Source organism: Nonomuraea sp. NPDC052265 (genome assembly GCF_044547985.1).
Taxonomy (GTDB): domain Bacteria; phylum Actinomycetota; class Actinomycetes; order Streptosporangiales; family Streptosporangiaceae; genus Nonomuraea.
The window spans coordinates 296,969-316,294 of the sequence record NZ_JBIUBJ010000003.1; the positions used below are offsets into that span (position 1 = coordinate 296,969).

The following is a 19,326-nucleotide window of genomic DNA, read 5'->3' on the forward strand; positions in this document are numbered from 1 at the left end:
GGACAATCAGGGCAATGGACATCGAGTCGCCGGACAAGCTCATCGAGCTGCTCGACCGGCACGACTACCTGGCCGACCGGGGGCTGGCCACGGCCGCCTTCCTGGCGCTGAGGATGGGACGGCCGCTGTTCCTCGAAGGGGAGGCGGGCGTCGGCAAGACCGAGCTGGCCAAGACCCTGGGAAAGCTGCTGAAGGCCCCGCTCATCCGGCTGCAGTGCTACGAGGGCCTCGACGCGTCCCAGGCCCTGTACGACTGGGACTTCGCCCGCCAGCTCCTCCACCTCAAGGCCGCCGAGGCCGCCGGGATCGCCGACGCCGCCAGGCTGGAGGGGGAGATCTACGACCGGCGTTTCCTGATCGCCCGCCCCCTGCTGAAGGCCGTGGAGACCCAGCCGAGCGTGCTGCTGGTGGACGAGATCGACCGGGCCGACGACGAGTTCGAGGCGTTCCTGCTCGAAGTGCTCTCCGACTTCACCGTCTCCGTCCCCGAGCTGGGCACGATCAGGGCCGCCACGCCCCCGGTGGTCGTGGTGACCTCCAACCGCACCCGCGAGGTGCACGACGCCCTCAAGCGGCGCTGCCTCTACCACTGGCTGGAGCACCCGAGCTTCGACCGCGAGGTCGCGATCCTGCTGCGCCGCCTGCCCGGCTGCACCGAGGAGCTGGCCCTGCAGGTGGCGCGGGCGGCCGAGCGGCTGCGGCGGGCCGACCTGGTCAAGCCGCCGGGCGTGGCCGAGACGCTCGACTGGACCGAGGCGCTGTTGACGCTCGGGGCCAGGGAACTCGACCCCGACCTGGCCGCCGTCACGCTGGGCGCCGCGCTGAAGTACCGCGAGGACGTCGCCACCGTCCTGGGCAACGGGCTGCTGTCCCATGGATGAGCTGGTCCGGACCGTGACGGGCTTCGTCAGGACGTTGCGCGCGGCCGGGGTGGACGCCGACCACGAGCGGACGCGGAGCCTGCTCCAGGCCCTCGGCCACCTCGACGTCCAGGACCGGGAGGAGGTCTACTGGGCCGGCCGGCTCACCCTGTGCGCCACGCCCGACGACCTGCCCCGCTACGACCGCTGCTTCGCCGCGTACTTCGGCGGGCGGCGGGCGGCGGCGGCCCGTACCGGGACGACCGGCGTCACCAGGCACCTGGCGGCGGGCGACGGCGGCGAGACGGGCGAGGGCGAGAACGACGCGGCCCCGGCCACGGCCGGCCGCGCCGAGGTGCTGCGCCACCGGGACGTGGCCCGGCTCACCGAGGCGGAACGGGCCGAGGTGCACCGCATGCTGGCGCTGCTCAGCGGCGGCCGGGCCGCGCGCCGCTCACGCCGTTTCGAGCGGGCCCACCGGGGCGGGCTGGATCGGCGGCGCACCGTGCGCGAGGCGCTGCGGACCGGCGAGGTGGCCCGGCTCCGGCACCGGCGGCACACGACCAGGCCCCGGCAGGCGGTGCTGTTCGTGGACGTCAGCGGGTCGATGGCCCCCTATGCCGAGACCCTGCTGCGCTTCGCCCACGCGCTGGTCAGGAGCGAGCCGCGGGCCACGAGGGTCTACTCCGTCGGCACCCGGCTCACCGAGGTCACCGCCGGGCTGCGCCACCGCGACCCCGGCACCGCGCTGAACGAGGTGTCCGCGGCCATCCCCGACTGGAGCGGGGGGACCAGGCTCGGAGAGGAATTCAAGGAGTACCTGACCCGTCACAGCGCCCGGGGGGCGATCGTGGTCATCGCCTCCGACGGCTGGGAACGGGGTGACCCGGCGCTGCTGGGCGCCCAGCTCGCCAGGCTGGCCCGGCAGGCGTACCGGCTCATCTGGGTCAATCCACACAAGGGGTATGAGGACTACCAGCCGCTGACCGGGGGGATGCGGGCCGCCCTGCCGTATCTGGACGACCTGGTGGCCGGGCACAGCCTGGCCGCCTACGAGGAACTCAGCGAAAGGCTCGCCCATGCGTGACGTGCTCCCGGAGATCATGCGGTGGTGGAGGTCGGGGCTCAGGTTCGGGCTGGCGACCGTGGTGAGCACGTTCAGCAGCGCGCCGCGCCCGCCGGGGGCGGCGATGGCGGTGCGCGGGGACGAGGTGGTGGGCAGCGTCTCCGGCGGGTGCGTCGAGGGCGCGGTCTTCGAGCTGGCCTCCGAGGCCGACGCGCCCGTCCTGCAGCGCTACGGGGTCAGCGACGACGACGCCTTCGCCGTCGGCCTGACCTGCGGCGGCATCATCGACATCCTGGTCGAGCCGGTCTCCATCGAGACCTTCCCCGAGCTGGGCGAGATCTCGGCGTCGGTCGAGGCGCACCACCCGGTCGCCGTCGCCACCATCGTCGCCGGGCCCGGCACGATCGGCGCCCGCCGGATCGTCTGGCCCGACCGCTCCTCGGGCACCCTGGGCCTCGACCGCCTCGACGGGGCCGTGGACGACGACGCCCGCGGCATGCTCGCCCAGGGCCTGACCGGCATCAGGCACTACGGCGGCCACGGCGAGCGGCGGCTGGACGACCTGTCGGTGTTCGTGCAGTCGTTCGCGCCGCCGCCGCGCATGCTGGTCTTCGGCGCAATCGACTTCGCCGCTGCCGTCGCCCGGGTGGGCAAGTTCCTCGGCTACCACGTCACCGTCTGCGACGCCCGGCCGGTCTTCGCCACCGCCAAGCGCTTCCCGGAGGCCGACGAGGTGGTGGTCAAGTGGCCGCACGACTACCTGGCCTCGGTGCAGGTGGACGGGCGCACGGTGATCTGCGTGCTGACCCACGACCCCAAGTTCGACGTGCCGCTGCTGGAGGTGGCCCTGCGGACCGAGGCGGGCTACATCGGCGCCATGGGCTCCCGCCGGACGCACGAGGACCGGCTGGCCCGCCTGCGCGAGTCGGGGCTCACCGCGGCCGAGCTGGCCCGGCTGAGATCGCCCATCGGCCTCGACCTGGGCGCCCGTACGCCGGAGGAGACGGCCGTGTCGATCGCCGCCGAGCTGATCCAGCTCCGGTGGGGCGGCTCGGGCCTGCCGCTGTCGCAGACCGGCGGACGCATCCACGGGGAGCACTCGTGATCGCCGGACTGCTGCTCGCCGCGGGGGAGGGGGCCCGGCTGGGCACGCCCAAGGCGCTCGTGGAGTTCGGCGGCGAACGGCTGGTCGACCGTGGGGTGCGCCTGCTGGAGGAGGGCGGCTGCCATCCCGTGGTGGTCGTGCTCGGCGCGGCGACCGTGCAGGTGCGCGGGGCGGTCAGCGTGCGCAACCCGGACTGGCGCACCGGCATGGGCTCCTCGCTGCGGGCCGGGCTGGCCGCGCTGCCGCCGGAGGCGGAGGCCGTGGTGGTCGCGCTGGTGGACCAGCCCCTCGTACGGGCCGGCGCGGTGCGGGCCCTGGCGGAGTCGGGGGCCGGGCTGGCGGTGGCCGTCTACGGCGGGCGGCGGGCGAACCCGGTGCTGATCGCCCGCGAGCACTTCGCCGCGGTGGCGGAGCTGGCGGTGGGCGACGTGGGGGCGCGGGCGTTCATGAAGGCGCGTCCCGAGCTGGTCACCGAGGTCGCCTGCGACGAGCACGGCGACCCGGCCGACATCGACACGCCACAGGACCTGGACCTGCTGAAGGGCCGCTAGAAGCGCAGGGAGGCGATCGCCGCGCGGTGGTCGCTGCCGGTCGCCGGCGCCACGCCCGCCTTGGTCGCCGTCATGCCCCTGAACAGGATGTGATCGGGCCGGGTGATCGGGAACTCGGCCGGCCAGGTGAACCCGAACCCGTCACCCGCCACGCTCTGGGCGTCGGTCAGCGGCGGGGTCAGCCCGTGCATGCCGCGGTCGGTGGTGGCGGTGTTGAGGTCGCCGAGCAGCAGGACGCGCTTGCTGGGGTCGGCGTCGACGAGCCTGCGGGCGTGCGCCAGGGAGGCGTCGCGGGAGGCGGTGTGGCCGGGCCTGGCCGAGGCCAGGTGCATGACGTAGACGGTGACCTTGCCCTTGGGGGTGCTCACCACCGCGCGCAGCGCCCGCGGCCAGCCCATGCCGACGTCGAGGGGGCTGGTCTCGCTGATCGGGTAGCGGCTCCACAGGCCGACCGTGCTGACCGGGTAGTGGTAGCGGAACATCTTGTTGAGCTGCTTGGCCGCGGGGCCGCCGGGTGTCAGCTCCTGCGCGGCCAGCAGGTCGAGGTCTTCGGCGATGGCCTTGACCGCCTCGCCGGAGGCACTGTTGCGCACGCCGACGTTGACCGTGCCGACGGCCAGGTCGCTGGGGCCGCCGGGCGGCGTGGCCAGCAGCGTCGAGCCGAACATCGCCGCCCACACCAGGCCGGGCGCCAGCGCCGCGAGCGCGGCCGCCCTGGAACGCGCCAGGACGGCGAGGAGCAGCAGCAGCGGCACCGCCAGCCCCATCCACGGGAGCAGGCTCTCCAGGACGGGCGTGAACCCGCCGAATGCCGGGATCAGCGAATGCCCCGCCAGGGCCAGGGCGACCACTGCGGAGACGACGACGACCACCCGGCTCAGCACCCGCACCAGGCTAGTGCTTCGCCGCGCGACACGCCGACACGCTAACCTGAGGACGACGCAACGGAACAACATTCGGTTCATCGGGAGCCCGGCATGCGCATCGGTATGGCACTCAACTACTCGGGCGGTTTCAAGGAGACGGTCGCCGAGCTGGCCGACTACGAGAAGGCGGGCCTCGACATCGTCTTCGTGGCCGAGGCGTACAGCTTCGACGCCGTCAGCCAGATGGGGTACATCGCGGCGAAGACCGAGCGCGTGCAGATCGCCTCGGGCATCCTGCCGATCTACTCCCGCACGCCGACGCTGCTCGCCATGACCGCCGCCGGCATGGACTTCGTCTCCGACGGGCGCTTCACGCTGGGCATCGGGACGTCGGGGCCGCAGGTCATCGAGGGGTTCCACGGGGTGCCGTACACCGCGCCGATCGGGCGTACCCGGGAGGTCATCGAGATCTGCCGCAAGGTGTGGCGGCGCGAGCGGCTGGAGCACGCCGGCCGCAACTACAACGTGCCGCTGCCCGCCGGGCAGGGCACCGGCCTGGGCAAGCCGCTGAAGATCATCAACCACCCGGTACGCCCGCGCATCCCGATCGTGGTCGCCGCCATCGGCCCCAAGAACGTGGAGATGACCGCCGAGCTGGCCGAGGGCTGGGAGCCGATCTTCTACTACCCGGAGAAGGCCGCGCAGGTGTGGGGTCCGTCGCTGGCCGCGGGCAAGGCCAGGCGCGACCCCGAGCTGGGCGAGCTCGACGTGATCGCCCAGGCGACGCTGGCCATCGGCGACGACGTGGCCGGGCTGCGCGAGTTCGGCCGGCCGATGGCGGCCCTGTACATCGGCGGCATGGGCGCCAAGGGCAGGAACTTCTACAACGACCTGGCCAGGCGCTACGGCTACGAGAAGGAGGCCGAGCAGATCCAGGACCTCTACCTGGAGGGCAAGAAGGACGAGGCCGCCGCGCTGGTCCCGGCCGAGCTGCTGGAGAACATGTCGCTGATCGGCAGCGAGGGCTTCGTCCGCGACCGGATCGCGGCGCTGAAGGAGTCGGGGGTGACGACGCTCAACGTCGCGCCGCTCGGCCGTACGCACGAGGAGCGCGTCCGTCTGCTGGAGAGGATCAAGGAGCTGGTCGCCTGATCCGCCGGGCTCCGGAAGGGGCGTGACGTACATCACAGTGGGGTGCGGGAATATGCCCCGTTTCGCGTGCTGTTGTACGTCCTCGTGAGGTTCTCTGTGGTCATCGTGCGGCTCGTCGAGCGTCTGCACGTGGATCTGTGCCGTCTGCACGGATCCCTCTGTCGCTGACCAGCGCGTCCCCGGACCCCCTTTCCTCACCCGCATGCCCCCCTTCGCTGTGGCATGCCTGACTTCCGGAGCCTTCCTCCCGTGAAGAGATTCACCTTCTCCCTCCAGCTTCTGCTCGGCCTCGTGGCCGGCATCGCCCTGGGGTTCGTCGCCAAGATCTGGGACGTGGCCTGGCTGGCCGAGACGCTGACCCAGGTCGGCAAGCTCTTCGTCCAGCTGCTCAAGCTGGCCGTGCCGCCGCTGGTGTTCACCGCCGTCCTGGTCAGCGTGGCCAACCTGCGCAACGTCAACGGCGCGGCCCGCCTGGCCTCCAAGACCCTGCTCTGGTTCCTGATCACCGCCTTCGTCTCCGTGGCCTTCGCGATCGCGCTCGGCCTGATCATCAACCCGGGCCAGGGCGTCACCCTCGACACCGGCGCCGCCAAGGCCGTCGACACCGAGGGCGCCGGCACCTGGCTCGACTTCGTCACCGGCATCCTGCCCACCAACGTCGTCACGGCCTTCACCGAGGTGAACGTCCTCCAGATCGTCTTCCTGGGTGTCGTCCTCGGCGCGGCGGCCCTGGCCGTGGGTGAGAAGGCGGAGCCGTTCCTCAACCTCAGCCGTTCGGTGCTCGAACTGGTGCAGAAGGCCCTGTGGTGGGTCATCCGCCTGGCCCCGATCGGCACCGCCGGCCTCATCGGCAAGGCCGTCTCCACGTACGGCTGGGACCTGCTGGCCCCGCTCGCCAAGTTCAGCGTCGGCGTGTACGTCGGCTGCTTCATCGTCCTGCTGGTCGTCTACCCGACGCTGCTCGCGGTCTGGGGCAAGGTCAACCCGATCACGTTCTTCCGCAACGCCTGGCCCGCCATCGAGCTGGCCTTCGTCTCCCGTTCCTCGGTCGGCACGCTGCCCCTGACCCAGCGCGTCACCGTCGAGCGCAACGGCGTGGACCGCGACTACGCCTCCTTCGCCGTGCCCTTCGGCGCCACCACCAAGATGGACGGCTGCGCCTCGGTCTACCCGGCGCTCGCCGCGATCTTCGTGGCCCAGGTGTTCGGCGTGCACCTCGGGGTGGGCGACTACCTGTTGATCGCGTTCGTCTCGGTCGTCGGCTCGGCCGCCACCGCGGGCCTGACCGGCGCGATCGTCATGCTGACGCTCACGCTGAGCACGCTGGGCCTGCCGCTCGAAGGCGTCGGCCTGCTGCTGGCGATCGACCCGATCCTCGACATGATCCGGACCGCGACCAACGTCGCGGGCCAGATGGTCGTCCCGGTCCTGGTGGCCCGCTCGGAGGGCCGCCTGGACGAGGCGGTCTTCAACGCGCCGCCGCAGCCGCTCGACGACGCCCCCGCCGCGGCCCGCCCGCCGCGCGCGCCGGAGCCCGCGACGGCCTGACCGGATGTCACCGAGGGCGGGCGGCCGTACGGCCGCCCGCCCTCAGTCGTACGCCGCCGCCGTGCCGCCGCCGTGCCGATACAGGGGTGTCCGGCGCCGTGTGACGCGGGGTTCGAAGTGTGGATCATGGGGCGGCGGGGGGTCGGGGGCCCTATGGTGGGTCGGAAATAGCCCACTTTTCGAGTTTTTGGCGGGGATATGTCCGACGCTACGCCTTCGATGGTCGCCGACCGGTACCGGCTTGACGAGCTCATCGGCAGTGGTCCGATGGGTGAGGTGTGGCGGGCCTACGACACCCGCGCCGACTGGGTCGTGGCCGTGAAGATCCTGGGCGCGGGGGCGGCCGGCGAGGCCGCCAGGGAGGCGCTGAAGCAGCATGCCCAGGCGGTGGCCAGGGTGATCCACCCCAACGTGGCCATGGTCCTCGACGTGGGCGACCAGGACGGCGCCCCCTTCCTGGTGACCGAGTTCCTCACCGGGACCAGCCTGGGGGAGGACCTGGCGGCCGAGGGGCCCTTGCGGATCGTCGAGGTGTGCGACCTGGTCGGCCAGGCGGCGGCGGGGCTGGACGCCGCGCACCGCGCCGGGGTGTTCCACGGGCAGATCGACTCCGGCAGCTTCCGGCGGGCGGCCAGCGGCGTGCTGAAGGTCGTCGGCTTCGGGCTCCCGGACGAGGAGCCGTCCCAGGCCGAACGCCGCTACCTCGCCCCCGAGCGGGCCTCCGGCCGTCCCGCCACGGCCGCCGCCGACCTGTACGCCCTCGGCGCCGTCTGCTACGAACTCCTCTGCGGCCGCCCGCCCGGCGCCACCCCTGACCTGCCGGTCACCGGCATGCGCGCCACCCCCGCGACACCGTCGGAGGCCCCCGCGACACCGTCCCGCACCCCCGAGGCGACGGACCAGGACCCCGAGACCACCGACCGGACCCAGGGAACCCAGGGCCCAGGAAGCGCGGGCCCCGGAGGGGGCGGGCAGGGCGTCGTCCCGCCCAGTGCGCTCCGGCCCGAGATCCCCGCCGAGCTGGACCGGCTCGTCCTGGCCATGCTTTCGCCCGACCCCGCCAGGCGCCCCTCCGGCGGCGAGACCATCCGCCGGGCCCTGGCCGCCATCGCCCGCCCCGGCGCGGCCCCGAGAGCCGGAAGCCCCGCCGGCGCCCAGCCGGGCCGCCCGGGCGACACCCAGGTCTACGACTTCAACGGCGTCCCGCGCGCCGGCGACACCGCCGTCTACGAGTCCGCCGACCTGGGCCCCGAGGGCCCCGCCCCTTCGCGTACCGGCAACAAGCTGCTGGTCCAGATGGGGATCGCCGTCGCGGTCATCGCCGTGGTGACCGTCGCCATGGTGCTGTGGGCGGGCTCCCGCGAGGAGACCCCGGCCGCCGAGCAGAGCACGAGCGCGTCCCCCACGCCCGTTCTGTCCCCGGCCATCACCTTCACCGCCGACCCGAGCCCCGTGCGGCCCGACCCCAGCCCCACCGACCTCACCCCGGGCGACACCCCCACCCGCCTGGTCGAGACCGTCGGCCCCAAGACGACCCTGGGCGCCGGACAGACCCCGGCGGGCGGCTGGGACCACTGGCTGGTGATGTTCGACCAGACGCTGACCTCCCAGGAGGACATCGGCGACATCGATCCGCACGTCGCCGAGAAGGCCCACGACAAGCTCAGGAAGGCCGCCAGGAAGCTCCAGGAGGGCCACTTCGAGCCCGCCCGCCACGAGATCGCCGGCGTCTACAAGGACCTGCGCCGCGCCCAGGAGAAGGGCGAGGCCCCCTTGTCGGGCCCGCTCGCCTCGTTCCTGGACGACTTCGCCCTCTCCTGACGGCCCTCGGCAGCGCCCTCCGAGCGGGGGTGGGGGAGGGGCCGGGGCGCGCGTACATTGGCGGGATGACCATCGACTACCCGGCGCGCCGCGCACGCCTGGCCGCGGCGCTGGCGGCGCACGAGGTGCCCGCGCTCCTCGTCACCTCCCCCGTCAACGTCCGCTACCTCACCGGGCTGGTCAGCTCGAACGCGGCCGTCCTGGTCAGGGCCGACGGCTCGGCGCTGCTGGCGACCGACAACCGCTACATCGACATGACCCGCGCCCTCGACGTGACCGCGGTCGAGGCGCCAGACGTGACCGGCAGGCTGGCCGGACCGGGCGTGGGCATCGAGGCCGCCGCCATGAGCGTGGCCGCCTTCCGCCGCCTGAACGAGGGGCTGGGCGAGGGCGCGGGCCTGGTGCCGCTCGGCCCGGTGGTCGAGGAGCTGCGCGCGGTCAAGGACGAGGCGGAGCTGGAGCTCATCCGCACCGCCTGCGCCCTGACCGACCAGGCCTTCGCCGACGTGCTCCCGCTGATCGCGCCGGGCCTCACCGAGCGCGCCGTGGCCCGCCTCCTCGACAACCGCATGACCGAGCTGGGCGCCGACAAGCCCGCGTTCGACACGATCGTCGCCGCCGGTGAGAACGGCGCGATCCCCCACCACGCCCCCACCGACCGCGAGCTGCGCGCCGGCGACCTGGTCACCATGGACTTCGGCGCCCGCTACCGCGGCTACCACGCCGACATGACCAGGACGGTCTGCCTCGGCGAGCCCGCCGGCTGGCAACGCGACCTCTACGACCTGGTGAGACGCGCCCAGGGAGCCGGCCGCCACGCCCTGACCCCGGGAGCCGAGGCCAAAGACGTCGACGCCGCCGCCCGCGGCCTGATCGAGGCCGCCGGCCACGGCGACCATTTCCGGCACGGCCTCGGCCACGGCGTCGGCCTGGAGATCCACGAGGACCCGTTCCTGGGCCCCTCCAGGACCGGTAGACTAGAGGATCGAGTTCCGATCACCGTCGAGCCCGGGATCTACCTCCCGGAGCGGGGCGGGGTTCGCATCGAGGACACCCTCGTGACCCGTGAGGGCGGGCCGGAACTTTTCACCAAGACGACCAAGGAGCTGCTCGTCCTTTAGAGCGGCCACACGCGGGAGAGAACGAGTGGCGACGACCAACGACCTCAAGAACGGCATGGTGCTGAAGCTCGAGGGCGGTGAGCTCTGGAGCGTTGTCGAGTTCCAGCACGTCAAGCCGGGCAAGGGCGGCGCGTTCGTGCGTACCAAGCTCAAGAACGTGCTCTCCGGCAAGGTCGTCGACAAGACCTTCAACGCCGGCGTGAAGGTCGATGTGGCCAACGTCGACAAGCGCGAGATGCAGTACTCCTACAAGGACGGCGACGACTTCGTCTTCATGGACACCGAGACCTACGACATGGTCAACGTGCCCGCCCGCACCGTCGGCACCGCCGCCAACTACATGCTGGAGAACACCCTCGCCACGATCGCCTTCAACGAGGGCTCGGCGCTCTACGTCGACCTGCCCGCCGCCGTCGAGCTGCTGATCTCCAACACCGAGCCGGGCCTGCAGGGCGACCGCTCCACCGGCGGCACCAAGCCCGCCACGCTGGAGACCGGCGCCGAGATCAAGGTGCCGCTGTTCATCACCACCGGCGAGAAGGTCAAGGTCGACACCCGCAGCGGCGAATACCTCGGCCGGGCCTGAGGTGTCCGCACGCGGCAAAGCACGCAGGCGCGCCCTTGACATCCTCTTCGAGGCCGAGCTGCGCTCGGAGGATCCGCTGCGGATCCTCGCCGAGCGCGTCGAGCGGCAGGAGCCGCCGGTCAACGAGTACACCTCGGCCATCGTCGAAGGCGTCGCCCGCCACCACGCCCGCATCGACGAGCTGATCACCACCTACTCCGAGAGCTGGACGCTCGACCGCATGCCCGCGGTCGACCGCAACCTGCTGCGCGGGGGCACCTACGAGCTGCTGTGGATGCCCGACGTGCCGGAGGGCGTGGTCATCAGCGAGTGGGTGCATCTGGCGGGTGAGCTGTCGACCGACGAGTCGCCGCAGTTCATCAACGGCCTGCTGGCCCGCTTCAAGCAACTCAAGCCAAGCCTCACCCTTTAGACAAAGGCCGCGAAGGCCGTTTTGGGGTACGTTCCACTCACGCGGCCCGTACGGCTCGCGAGAGACGAGGGAAGGCGTGCCGCCGCGTGGCCGGGCCGCCTTCCGGGCGAGGCCCCGGCCTGTCCGCGAGGCCCCGAGCCGGTCCGGGGAAGTGGCGCGTCACCAGCCGCGACGCGCCCTTTTCCGGCCCCCGTCCGCCCGTGCGAGCATCGGGTCCATGGTGACCGAAGACGAGGTGCGCGCCCTCGCCCTGGCGCTCCCCGAGACCGCCGGGAAACTCATGTACGGCACGCCCGCCTTCTACGTGCGCGGCAGGTGGTTCGCGCGGATCACGCAGGAGGGCGGCGTGCTCGTCGTGCCCGTGGGCGGCGAGGAGCTCAAGCACGAGCTGATCGCCGCCGCTCCCGGCACGTACTTCACCACGTCCCACTACGACGGGCACGCCGTGGTGCTGGTGCGCCTGGCGGCCGTGGCGGCCGGCGAGGTGGCCGAGCTGCTGACCGACGCCTGGCGATCGAGGGCGCCCAAGAGGGTGGTGGCGGCGTTCGACGGTTAGGGTCAGGCCTGCGGGCGACGGCGCGTACGGCGTAGGCTGGGGCCCGTCCGCACAGGGCGAGGGCCGCCCGCGGAGGAGAGAGAGGCGAGCCGACGTTGCGAGCAGAAGGCGTCACCACGAAGACCCCGGCGGTGCGCACCGCCGTCGTCTGGGGCGCGTTGCGCTCGGTGCTGGCCGAGCGCGCCCGGGCCGTCGGCCGTGACGCGCTCGACATCGTCGACGCCGGCGGCGGCACCGGAGGGTTCGCCGTGCCGCTGGCGGAGCTCGGCCACACCGTCACCGTCGTCGACCCCAGCCCCGACTCGCTGGCCGCGCTGGAGCGCCGGGCCAAGGAGAAGGGCGTGGGCGTGCGCGGCCTCCAGGGTGACGCCGCCGACCTCGGCGACCTGCTCGACCGCGACAGCGCCGACCTGGTCCTGTGCCACAGCGTCCTGGAGTACGTCGACGACCCGGCCGGCGCGCTGGCCGCCGTCGCCGGGCTGCTGCGTCCGGGCGGCGCCGTCAGCGTCCTGGCCGCCAACCCCGTCGCCAGCGCGATCCACCGGGCGCTGGCCGGGCAGTTCGACGAGGCCAGGGCCGTGCTGGCCGACCCGCGCGGCACGTGGGGCGACCGCGACCCCACGCCCAGGCGCTTCACCGCCGAGACCCTGTCGGGGCTGCTGACCGCCACGGGTTTCACCGTCGGCGCGGTCCACGGGGTGCGGGTCTTCGCCGACCTGGTGCCCAGCCGGCTCGTCGACGGCGAGCCCGGCGCGGCCGACGCGCTCGTGGCGCTGGAGCAGGCGGCCGCCGTCCACCCCGTGCTGCGGGACGTCGCCACCCAGGTGCACGTCCTCGGCCACCGCCCCTAGTCTGGAACGTCTGTTCGGATAGACTCGGAGGCGTGTCCCGCAAGCAGATCACAGGCATCGGCCCCGCGCCGCGTACCGGGGTCGATGACAGCGGCTGCCCGATCCTCCACGTCGACATGGACGCCTTCTTCGCCAGCGTCGAGCTGCTGGAGCGGCCGGAGCTGCGGGGCCGCCCGGTGATCGTCGGCTCGCCGGCCGGGCGCGGCGTCGTGCTCAGCGCCACCTACGAGGCCAGGGCCTTCGGCGTCCACTCGGCGATGCCGATGAGCAGGGCGCGCCGGCTGTGCCCGCAGGCCACGATCATCCCGCCGAGCCACGGCAAGTACTCCGAGGTCTCCCGGGGCGTCATGGAGATCTTCCACTCGATCACCCCGCTGGTCGAGCCGATCGCCTCCGACGAGGCGTTCCTCGACGTCGGCGGCGCCCGGCGGCGGCTCGGCCGGCCCGCGGCGATCGCCGCCATGATCAGGGAGCAGGTCCTCGACCGCTACGGCATCACCTGCTCGGTGGGGGTGGCCGGCAGCAAATTCGTGGCAAAGCTGGCCTCCAAGCAGTGCAAGCCCGACGGGTTGCTGGTGGTGCCCGAGGGCGAGGTGGTCGACTTCCTCCACCCGCTGCCGGTCTCGGCGCTGTGGGGCGTGGGGGAGCGTACCGAGCAGTCGCTCGTACGGCTCGGCATCCGCACGGTCGGCGACCTGGCCAGGGTGCCCCCGAACACGCTCCAGCGCGAGCTCGGGCAGGCCGTCGGCGGCCACCTGGCGACGCTGGCCTGGGGCCGCGACGAGCGTCCGGTGACCGCCCACGTGCCCGACAAGAGCATCGGCAACGAGGAGACCTTCGCGGTCGACGTCGACGACCCCGAGGTGATCCGGCGCGAGCTGCTGCGCCTGGCCGAGCGCGTGGCGGCCAGGATGCGTAAGGGCGGACACGTGGGCAGAACTGTGAGTGTGAAGCTGCGCCGGGCCGATTTCACCACGATCACCAGGTCACGCACCCTGCGGGAGCCGACCGACGTGGCCCAGGTGATCTACGCCACCGCCTGCGAGCTGTTCCAGGCCGCCGGTCTCCAGCGCGTGCGCCTGCGCCTGGTCGGGGTGCGGATGGAGAACCTCCGCCCGGCCGGCGAGGCCACCCACCAGCTCGGTCTGGGCGAGCGCGAGACCGGCTGGCGCGAGGCCGAACAGGCGATGGACAAGGCGATCCGGAGATTTGGGCCCGATGCGGTGCTCCCGGCGTCGCTGGTACGTGGCAAGCTTGATGAAATAGAGACATGACGCCCATGTCCTACTTGATCGGTCAGTCGGGTAGGAGAAGGATGTCGCGATTTTGGGGGAAGGGGTGCGGGATGGTCCACAATGGAGCCATGACGTCACCTCCGGTTTGGTCTGCGTTGGACGTTTGCTTTCGCCTACGTCTACAGCCTCGTATTCTGGGGATAACCGACCGCGAGGTTCGGACACCCCGTGTCGTCCGTTGCCGTCTTCCCCGTCCTGGGGCTGTCCTTGGGAGGCGCCGTGCCGCTCTCTGAGCACGAGCAGCGCTTGCTCGACCAGATCGAGCAGGCCCTCTACGCCGAGGACCCGAAGTGGGCCAACACCGTGAGGATCAGTGACCCGCGCAGCCATTACAAGCGTCGCCTGATCAAAGCCTCCATCGGCTTTGCCCTCGGCGTCGTCATCATGATGGTCGGCGTGGTCATGAGTCAGATCCCGCTCGGCGTCGGCGGTTTCGTGGTCATGCTCGCCGCGTGTCTGTGGGGTCTGTCCAGTTGGAAGCGCATGAACGGATTCGGCGACTCCCCGCCGGCCCCGGGCGCGGCCGGCACCGGCAGGCAGGCCAGGCGCACCAACCGGGGCACCTTCATGGAGCGCATGGAAGAGCGCTGGCGCCGTCGTCACGACGAGCGCTGACCTCCCTCCCCGCCCGCGCGAACCTCCCGGCATACGCGAACGTGCGGCCGTTCCCCTTCCGGGGAACGACCGCACGTCCGGTCCTGGACGGGTGGGTCAGGCGCCCTTGTGGGCCGCCGTCCGCCGCAGCCTGATGTTCTCCAGCAGGTCGAACCCGTCGAGCAGGCGCTCGCCCAGCGCCCGCAGCCGCCGCAACGTCGAGGGCGGCAGCAGCACCGCCCGCGTCCGCCGTCCCCGCGACACCGTCGCCGCCAGGGCCTGCCGCACCTTGCGCAGGTCCCTTCTCATGGGCCCGATCGTGCCCGGGTCCCTGGCGAACAGCACCCGCTCGACCGTCGTCGCGATGGCCGTCATGGCCGCCGCCGCCTCGGCGTCGAACTCGTACTGCTGGCTGAGCCGCCTGGCCAGCGCCCTCGGGGTCTCGCTGGCGCCGCGTCCCATGCCGTAGTCGAACAGCACGTCGTCCAGCTCGGCCCACACGGCCGCGATCGCCGGGTGGTGACCGCTCGCGATCCTGGCCGTCAGGTCGTCGGCCGGTTGCGAGACCTTCCAGCCCAGCGCGCGCACCCGCCGGTTCCTGGTGAGCAGGCGCAGCGCCGCCGGGACGAGCAGGAGCAGCAGCAGCGCGCCCGCGCCGATGCCGATCTTGCCGATCAGCGGCATCGAGTCGTCCGGCGGCAGGCCGCCCGTGGCGATCAGGCCCTCACGGTCGAGCTCGCGCGGGTTGCGCCGGGTGGAGGGGTTGATCGGGTCGTCGGCGCCGGAGTCGCTCGCCCCGCTGGTCGGCGAGGTGGACGGCGTCGTCGAGGGCGCCGGCGGGACCGTGTAGTCCGGCACCCGCGCGCTGCCCTGCCCCAGCGACCCGGACGGCGTCGGCTCGAACGGCAGCCAGCCCACGCCCTCGAAGTACAGCTCGGGCCAGGAGTGCGAGTCGCCGGTCGTGACCGTCCAGTTGTCGCCGGACTTCGTGCCGCCGGTGTAGCCGATCGCCACCCGCGACGGGATGCCGACGATCCTGGCCAGCACCGCCATCGAGGCCGCGAACTGCTCGCAGTAGCCCGTACGGTCGCGCAGCAGGAAGTCGCGCAGCGCGGAGTTGCCGTGCCCCTGCGTCCTGAGGTCGTAGCGGAAGTCGCCGTCCTTGGTGAAGAACTGCTGGAGCTTCACCGCCGCCTCGTAGTTGGAGTTGGTCTGCGCGGTCAGCGAACGGGCCAGCCGGACGATCTCGGGTGGCAGGTTGTCCGGCAGCTTCAGGTACCGCCGGTCCACGCTCGGCTGGACGCCCTCCAGCGACTCCAGCAGCTCCGGCGTGGCGTCCGGCTCGCTGGTGGCGACCTCGTACTCCAGGCCGGCCGCCTCGTCGGGGATGGAGAAGACCATCAGCGTGCCGACGTCGGCGCGCCAGTCGCCGTCCACCCGGATCTGCCGCGGCGGGTACGGCAGCGGCAGGAACTGCAGCCGCTCGATCTCGTCGCTCATCCGGATCCTGGTGACGACGTTGCTGACCTTCGTGCTCGCGCTCAGCCCAGGGGGCGGCGGCAGCGGGCCGTTCTCCGTCCTGTTGTCCGGCGAGCCCTTCGGCTCGGTCATGCCGAACTGCTGGCCGTCGAAGGTGTCCAGCGCGTAGATCCGCAGGTACCTGGGCTTGTCGTCGTTGTTGTTGTAGGTGAGCACCGTGCGCCGCTCGGGCAGTTCGAGCTGGCCCCGCAGGCTGGCGATCGGGCTCGCGATGCTGATCGAGTTGCCCTTGCCGCCCCCTCGGCCGCCCACGCCGAACTGGAAGAAGGAGACCGGCTCCATCACCGGCAACGCGGCGGGCAGCAGCACGGCCAGCGCGATGGCGGCGAACCCGATGCGCTTGCCCGACAGCCGCAGCCCGCTGGTGTCGGCCCTGGCCCCGGCCGTCTCAGGACGCGGCCCGGTCGCCACCCGGGTCCGGCGGACGAGCACCGCCCGGCCCCAGTGGCCCACCCGCTCGCGCCCGTCGGCGATCAGCAGGCTGACGAAGCCGAGCGCGGCGATGATGAAGGCGGGCCAGCTGATCGGCTCGGCCAGGATCGTCGCCGGGACCGTGGCCAGCGCCAGCAGGGGCAGCCCGGCCAGCGCCGCCCGCCGCAGCCGCGCGGCGAGCAGGTCCACGGCGACGGCGATGACGCCCACCCCGCCCGCGGTCAGCAGCGTGATGCCGTCCGTGGACGGTACGGGCGCGGCGTAGCGCTGGATGTCGGCCCAGCCGACGCCCAGCAGCCTGCCCAGCTCCCCCACCGACTCCTTGGTCGGGATCACCAGCGCCCACGCCTTGCCGGAGGCGAAGACCACGGTCAGGAAGATCCACAGCGCGGCCAGCCCCACCAGCGGCGCGGCCCAGGCGGGCAACGACAGGCGGGAGCTGAGCAGCCCGGCGGCCGTCACGGCCAGCACCGCGCCGAACGATGTCCAGAACCAGGCGCCGCCCTGGAAGAGCGGATAGAGCAGGATCGCCGCGGTGAACGCGGCCACGCCCGAGGCGCCCGTCAGCCTCATGCCGCACCTCCCGTGGGGTTGAGCGCGTACCTGCCGCGGTTGGCGGCGTCCGGCCAGACCGAGGCGATGGACGTGCCGGCGGACAGGCGGACGATCCGCCAGCCGTAGCCGGCCAGCACGCCCTGCACGGCGTCGAAGTTCTCGTGCGAGCCGCGGCCGGCGCCCTCCCATGTGCCGGCGTCGAGCAGGACCGCGACGCCGGTGACGCCGCTGTGCCGTAACCGGGCCAGCTCCCTGGCCTCCTCGGGGTCGAGCGCGCCGAGCACGGCCACGATCAGGCCGTCGCCGCCGCCCTGGCGCAGCGCCGAGACGCCCATCTCCAGGGAACGGGCCGAACTGTGCCGCACCACGGCGAGCGTGTCGAGCAGCGAGTAGCTGAGCCCCTGGTCGGTCAGGTGCTCGGCGCCCTGGTCGGTGACCAGCCGCAGGCCCAGGCCCTCGTGGGCGAGGTGCACGCCGATCGAGGCCGCGGCCGAGACCGCCACCTCGAAGGAGGAGCGCGGGCCCTCGCCGCGGTGGGCGTGCCTGCGGGTGTCGAGCAGGAGCGCGCCGCGGCTCTGCCACTGCTGCTCCTCGCGGCGCACCATCAGCTCGCCGTACCGGGCGGTCGAGCGCCAGTGCACCCGGCGCAGGTCGTCGCCCTGCCGGTACTCGCGCGGCGCCACGTCGTCGTCGCCCGCGGCGGCCACGCTCCGGGTACGGCTGTCGCCGCCGCCCGTCCACTCGCCCGACAGCCGGACGTGCGGCAGCGCCACCACCTGCGGCGTCACCACGAGCGTGTCACTGATCGTGAACGCCCGGGTCAGCTCCACCAGCCCGAACGGGTCGGCGATGCGCACCGACAGCGGCCCGATCGTGTACCTGCCGCGCAGATCCGACCGGACCCGGTAGTCGATCTCGCGCACGCCCTTGGACTCGACCCGGTCGAGCACGAACCGCGGCCGCACGCCCAGCGCGTACGGCACGGTGTCCTCGATCAGCAGCAGCCCGGTCGGCAGCCTGGTCACGTTCTCCAGGCGCAACGTCACCGTGGCCTCCCCGCCCACCTCCGCCCGGGGCGGGTCCAGCCTCCGCGCGCAGCTCAGCCGGTACCTGGTACGTGCCACCACCAGCGCGGCCAGCAGCGGCAGCGCCGTGACCAGCACGCCGATCCTGAACAGGTCGTTCTCGCCCAGGATCAGGGCCATCAGCAGCGCCGCGACCCCCGAGGCCAGGAACGACCTGCCGCGGGAGGTCAGCGCCCGCAGTCCGGCCCTCACGACGCTCGCGTCTCCGGCACCGGCACACGCCTGACGAGGTCGGTCACCACCTGCTCGGGCAGGCGGCGCTGGCCCTGGGCCTCGACGCTGGGCAGCAGCCGGTGCGCCAGCACGGGCACCGCCAGGTCCTGAAGGTCGTCGGGGATGACATAGTCGCGCCCGGCCAGCGCCGCGTGCGCCCTGGCCGCGCGGACGAGCTGCAGCGTGGACCTGGGGGAGGCGCCCAGCCGCAGGTCGGGGGAGTGGCGGGTGGCCACGACGAGGTCGATGGCGTACTTCTTGACCGGCTGCGAGACGTACACGCCGCGCACGGCCTCGATCAGGGCGCGCACCTCGGCGGTCGTGGCGACCGACTCCAGCTTGTCCAGCGGCGAGGTGCTGCCGTGCACGTCGAGCATCTCCAGCTCGGCCGTCGGCTCCGGGTATCCCATGGCCACCCTGGCGGTGAAGCGGTCGCGCTGGGCCTCGGGGAGGGGATAGGTGCCCTCCATCTCGATGGGGTTCTGGGTGGCGATCACCATGAAGGGGGCGTCAAGGGGGTACGTCACGCCGTCCACCGTGACCTGGTGCTCCTCCATGCACTCCAGCAACGCCGACTGGGTCTTGGGGGAGGCGCGGTTGATCTCGTCGCCCACGACGATGTTGGCGAACACCGGGCCGGGCTTGAACTCGAACTCACGCGTCTGCTGGTTGTAGGCGCTGACCCCGGTGATGTCACTGGGCAACAGGTCGGGCGTGAACTGCACGCGGCGCACCGGGCAGTCGATGGACCGCGCCAGAGCCTTGGCGAGCATCGTCTTGCCGACGCCCGGCACGTCCTCGATCAAAAGGTGGCCTTCGGCGAGCAGGACGGTCAGCGTGAGGCGGACTGCGTCGCTCTTTCCCTCGATCACCGACTCGATGGCCTGCCGGATGCGGTGGGCGGTGGAGACCAGCTCGTCGAGCTGGGGAGGGACGTCATGGGTTAGTGCCACCAGGCCTCCATAGTGCGACGGCTGTCCCGCACGGTGCCATTACGGGAGCCATGCCATTCCTTTTCCATTGTCTGTACGACCCTACGACGCTGGGGGTTCTTGAGCGACATTTGTGGATATTCCAGGGAACCTCGCTGATGTTCCTGTTCTTGTCGCATAGCAGTG

General features: G+C 72.4%; 18 protein-coding genes. 14 read left to right on the top strand and 4 right to left on the bottom strand.

The window, feature by feature from the left end; translation table 11 throughout:
• The first annotated feature begins 14 nt into the window (after nt 1-14).
• The 4 genes from ACIHAD_RS10875 to ACIHAD_RS10890 are packed head-to-tail and all read left to right on the top strand — an operon-like array spanning nt 15 to nt 3,582.
• Nucleotides 15-881 (top strand): AAA family ATPase, encoded by an 867-nt coding sequence (locus ACIHAD_RS10875; protein WP_397354165.1) that lies wholly within the window; start codon nt 15-17, stop codon nt 879-881.
• Nucleotides 874-1,947, top strand: coding sequence for a VWA domain-containing protein (locus tag ACIHAD_RS10880; RefSeq protein ID WP_397354166.1), 1,074 nt, complete (start codon nt 874-876; stop codon nt 1,945-1,947). Before ACIHAD_RS10875 ends, ACIHAD_RS10880 begins: the two co-directional genes overlap by 8 nt.
• Complete coding sequence (locus tag ACIHAD_RS10885) at nt 1,940-3,031, top strand: XdhC family protein (RefSeq protein WP_397354167.1); 1,092 nt, start codon at nt 1,940-1,942, stop codon at nt 3,029-3,031. Before ACIHAD_RS10880 ends, ACIHAD_RS10885 begins: the two co-directional genes overlap by 8 nt.
• Nucleotides 3,031-3,582 carry an NTP transferase domain-containing protein gene (locus tag ACIHAD_RS10890; RefSeq protein ID WP_397354648.1) on the top strand — a complete coding sequence of 184 codons (552 nt, stop codon included), beginning with the start codon at nt 3,031-3,033 and terminating at the stop codon, nt 3,580-3,582. Before ACIHAD_RS10885 ends, ACIHAD_RS10890 begins: the two co-directional genes overlap by 1 nt.
• On the opposite strand, the gene ACIHAD_RS10895 is transcribed toward ACIHAD_RS10890, so the two are convergent.
• Nucleotides 3,579-4,466, bottom strand: coding sequence for an endonuclease/exonuclease/phosphatase family protein (locus ACIHAD_RS10895; RefSeq protein WP_397354168.1), 888 nt, complete (start codon nt 4,464-4,466; stop codon nt 3,579-3,581). The two genes, ACIHAD_RS10890 and ACIHAD_RS10895, sit on opposite strands and share 4 nt — an antisense overlap.
• 93 nt (nt 4,467-4,559) lie before the next feature.
• On the opposite strand from ACIHAD_RS10895, the gene ACIHAD_RS10900 reads away from it, so the two are divergent.
• The 10 genes from ACIHAD_RS10900 (at nt 4,560) to ACIHAD_RS10945 (ending at nt 14,405) form a co-directional block, all read left to right on the top strand.
• Nucleotides 4,560-5,600, top strand: coding sequence for an LLM class F420-dependent oxidoreductase (locus ACIHAD_RS10900; protein ID WP_397354169.1), 1,041 nt, complete (start codon nt 4,560-4,562; stop codon nt 5,598-5,600).
• A 249-nt stretch (nt 5,601-5,849) separates the two neighbouring features.
• On the top strand, nt 5,850-7,148 hold the full coding sequence (locus tag ACIHAD_RS10905; protein WP_397354170.1) for a dicarboxylate/amino acid:cation symporter: 1,299 nt from the start codon (nt 5,850-5,852) through the stop codon (nt 7,146-7,148).
• Nucleotides 7,149-7,346: 198 nt separating this feature from the next.
• Nucleotides 7,347-8,969 (top strand): protein kinase, encoded by a 1,623-nt coding sequence (locus tag ACIHAD_RS10910; protein WP_397354171.1) that lies wholly within the window; start codon nt 7,347-7,349, stop codon nt 8,967-8,969.
• A gap of 65 nt (nt 8,970-9,034) precedes the next feature.
• Entirely contained in the window at nt 9,035-10,090 is a 1,056-nt protein-coding gene (locus ACIHAD_RS10915) for a M24 family metallopeptidase (protein WP_397354172.1), read from the top strand.
• A gap of 25 nt (nt 10,091-10,115) precedes the next feature.
• Nucleotides 10,116-10,676, top strand: coding sequence for an elongation factor P (gene efp, locus ACIHAD_RS10920; protein ID WP_352326968.1), 561 nt, complete (start codon nt 10,116-10,118; stop codon nt 10,674-10,676).
• Between the two features lies 1 nt (nt 10,677).
• A complete protein-coding gene (gene nusB, locus ACIHAD_RS10925; RefSeq protein WP_397354173.1) occupies nt 10,678-11,088 on the top strand; it encodes a transcription antitermination factor NusB in 411 nt (136 codons plus the stop codon).
• Between the two features lie 217 nt (nt 11,089-11,305).
• Nucleotides 11,306-11,644, top strand: coding sequence for an MmcQ/YjbR family DNA-binding protein (locus ACIHAD_RS10930; protein WP_397354174.1), 339 nt, complete (start codon nt 11,306-11,308; stop codon nt 11,642-11,644).
• Between the two features lie 95 nt (nt 11,645-11,739).
• Nucleotides 11,740-12,495: a methyltransferase domain-containing protein gene (locus ACIHAD_RS10935; RefSeq protein ID WP_397354175.1), complete on the top strand. Its 756-nt coding sequence runs from the start codon at nt 11,740-11,742 to the stop codon at nt 12,493-12,495.
• A 32-nt stretch (nt 12,496-12,527) separates the two neighbouring features.
• The gene (gene dinB / locus ACIHAD_RS10940; RefSeq protein ID WP_397354176.1) at nt 12,528-13,769 is read left to right on the top strand and encodes a DNA polymerase IV; all 1,242 of its coding nucleotides are present in this window, start codon (nt 12,528-12,530) and stop codon (nt 13,767-13,769) included.
• A gap of 240 nt (nt 13,770-14,009) precedes the next feature.
• Nucleotides 14,010-14,405: a DUF3040 domain-containing protein gene (locus ACIHAD_RS10945; RefSeq protein WP_397354177.1), complete on the top strand. Its 396-nt coding sequence runs from the start codon at nt 14,010-14,012 to the stop codon at nt 14,403-14,405.
• 96 nt (nt 14,406-14,501) lie between these two features.
• Here the strand turns inward: ACIHAD_RS10945 and ACIHAD_RS10950 are convergent, their stop codons facing one another.
• From ACIHAD_RS10950 to ACIHAD_RS10960, 3 genes are read right to left on the bottom strand one after another with little or no spacing between them, the layout of a single operon-like run.
• Complete coding sequence (locus tag ACIHAD_RS10950) at nt 14,502-16,928, bottom strand: transglutaminaseTgpA domain-containing protein (RefSeq protein WP_397354178.1); 2,427 nt, start codon at nt 16,926-16,928, stop codon at nt 14,502-14,504.
• The gene (locus ACIHAD_RS10955; RefSeq protein WP_397354179.1) at nt 16,925-18,187 is read right to left on the bottom strand and encodes a DUF58 domain-containing protein; all 1,263 of its coding nucleotides are present in this window, start codon (nt 18,185-18,187) and stop codon (nt 16,925-16,927) included. The genes ACIHAD_RS10950 and ACIHAD_RS10955 overlap by 4 nt, the downstream gene beginning before the upstream one ends.
• Complete coding sequence (locus tag ACIHAD_RS10960) at nt 18,184-19,161, bottom strand: AAA family ATPase (RefSeq protein WP_397354180.1); 978 nt, start codon at nt 19,159-19,161, stop codon at nt 18,184-18,186. The genes ACIHAD_RS10955 and ACIHAD_RS10960 overlap by 4 nt, the downstream gene beginning before the upstream one ends.
• Nucleotides 19,162-19,326 lie beyond the last annotated feature (165 nt).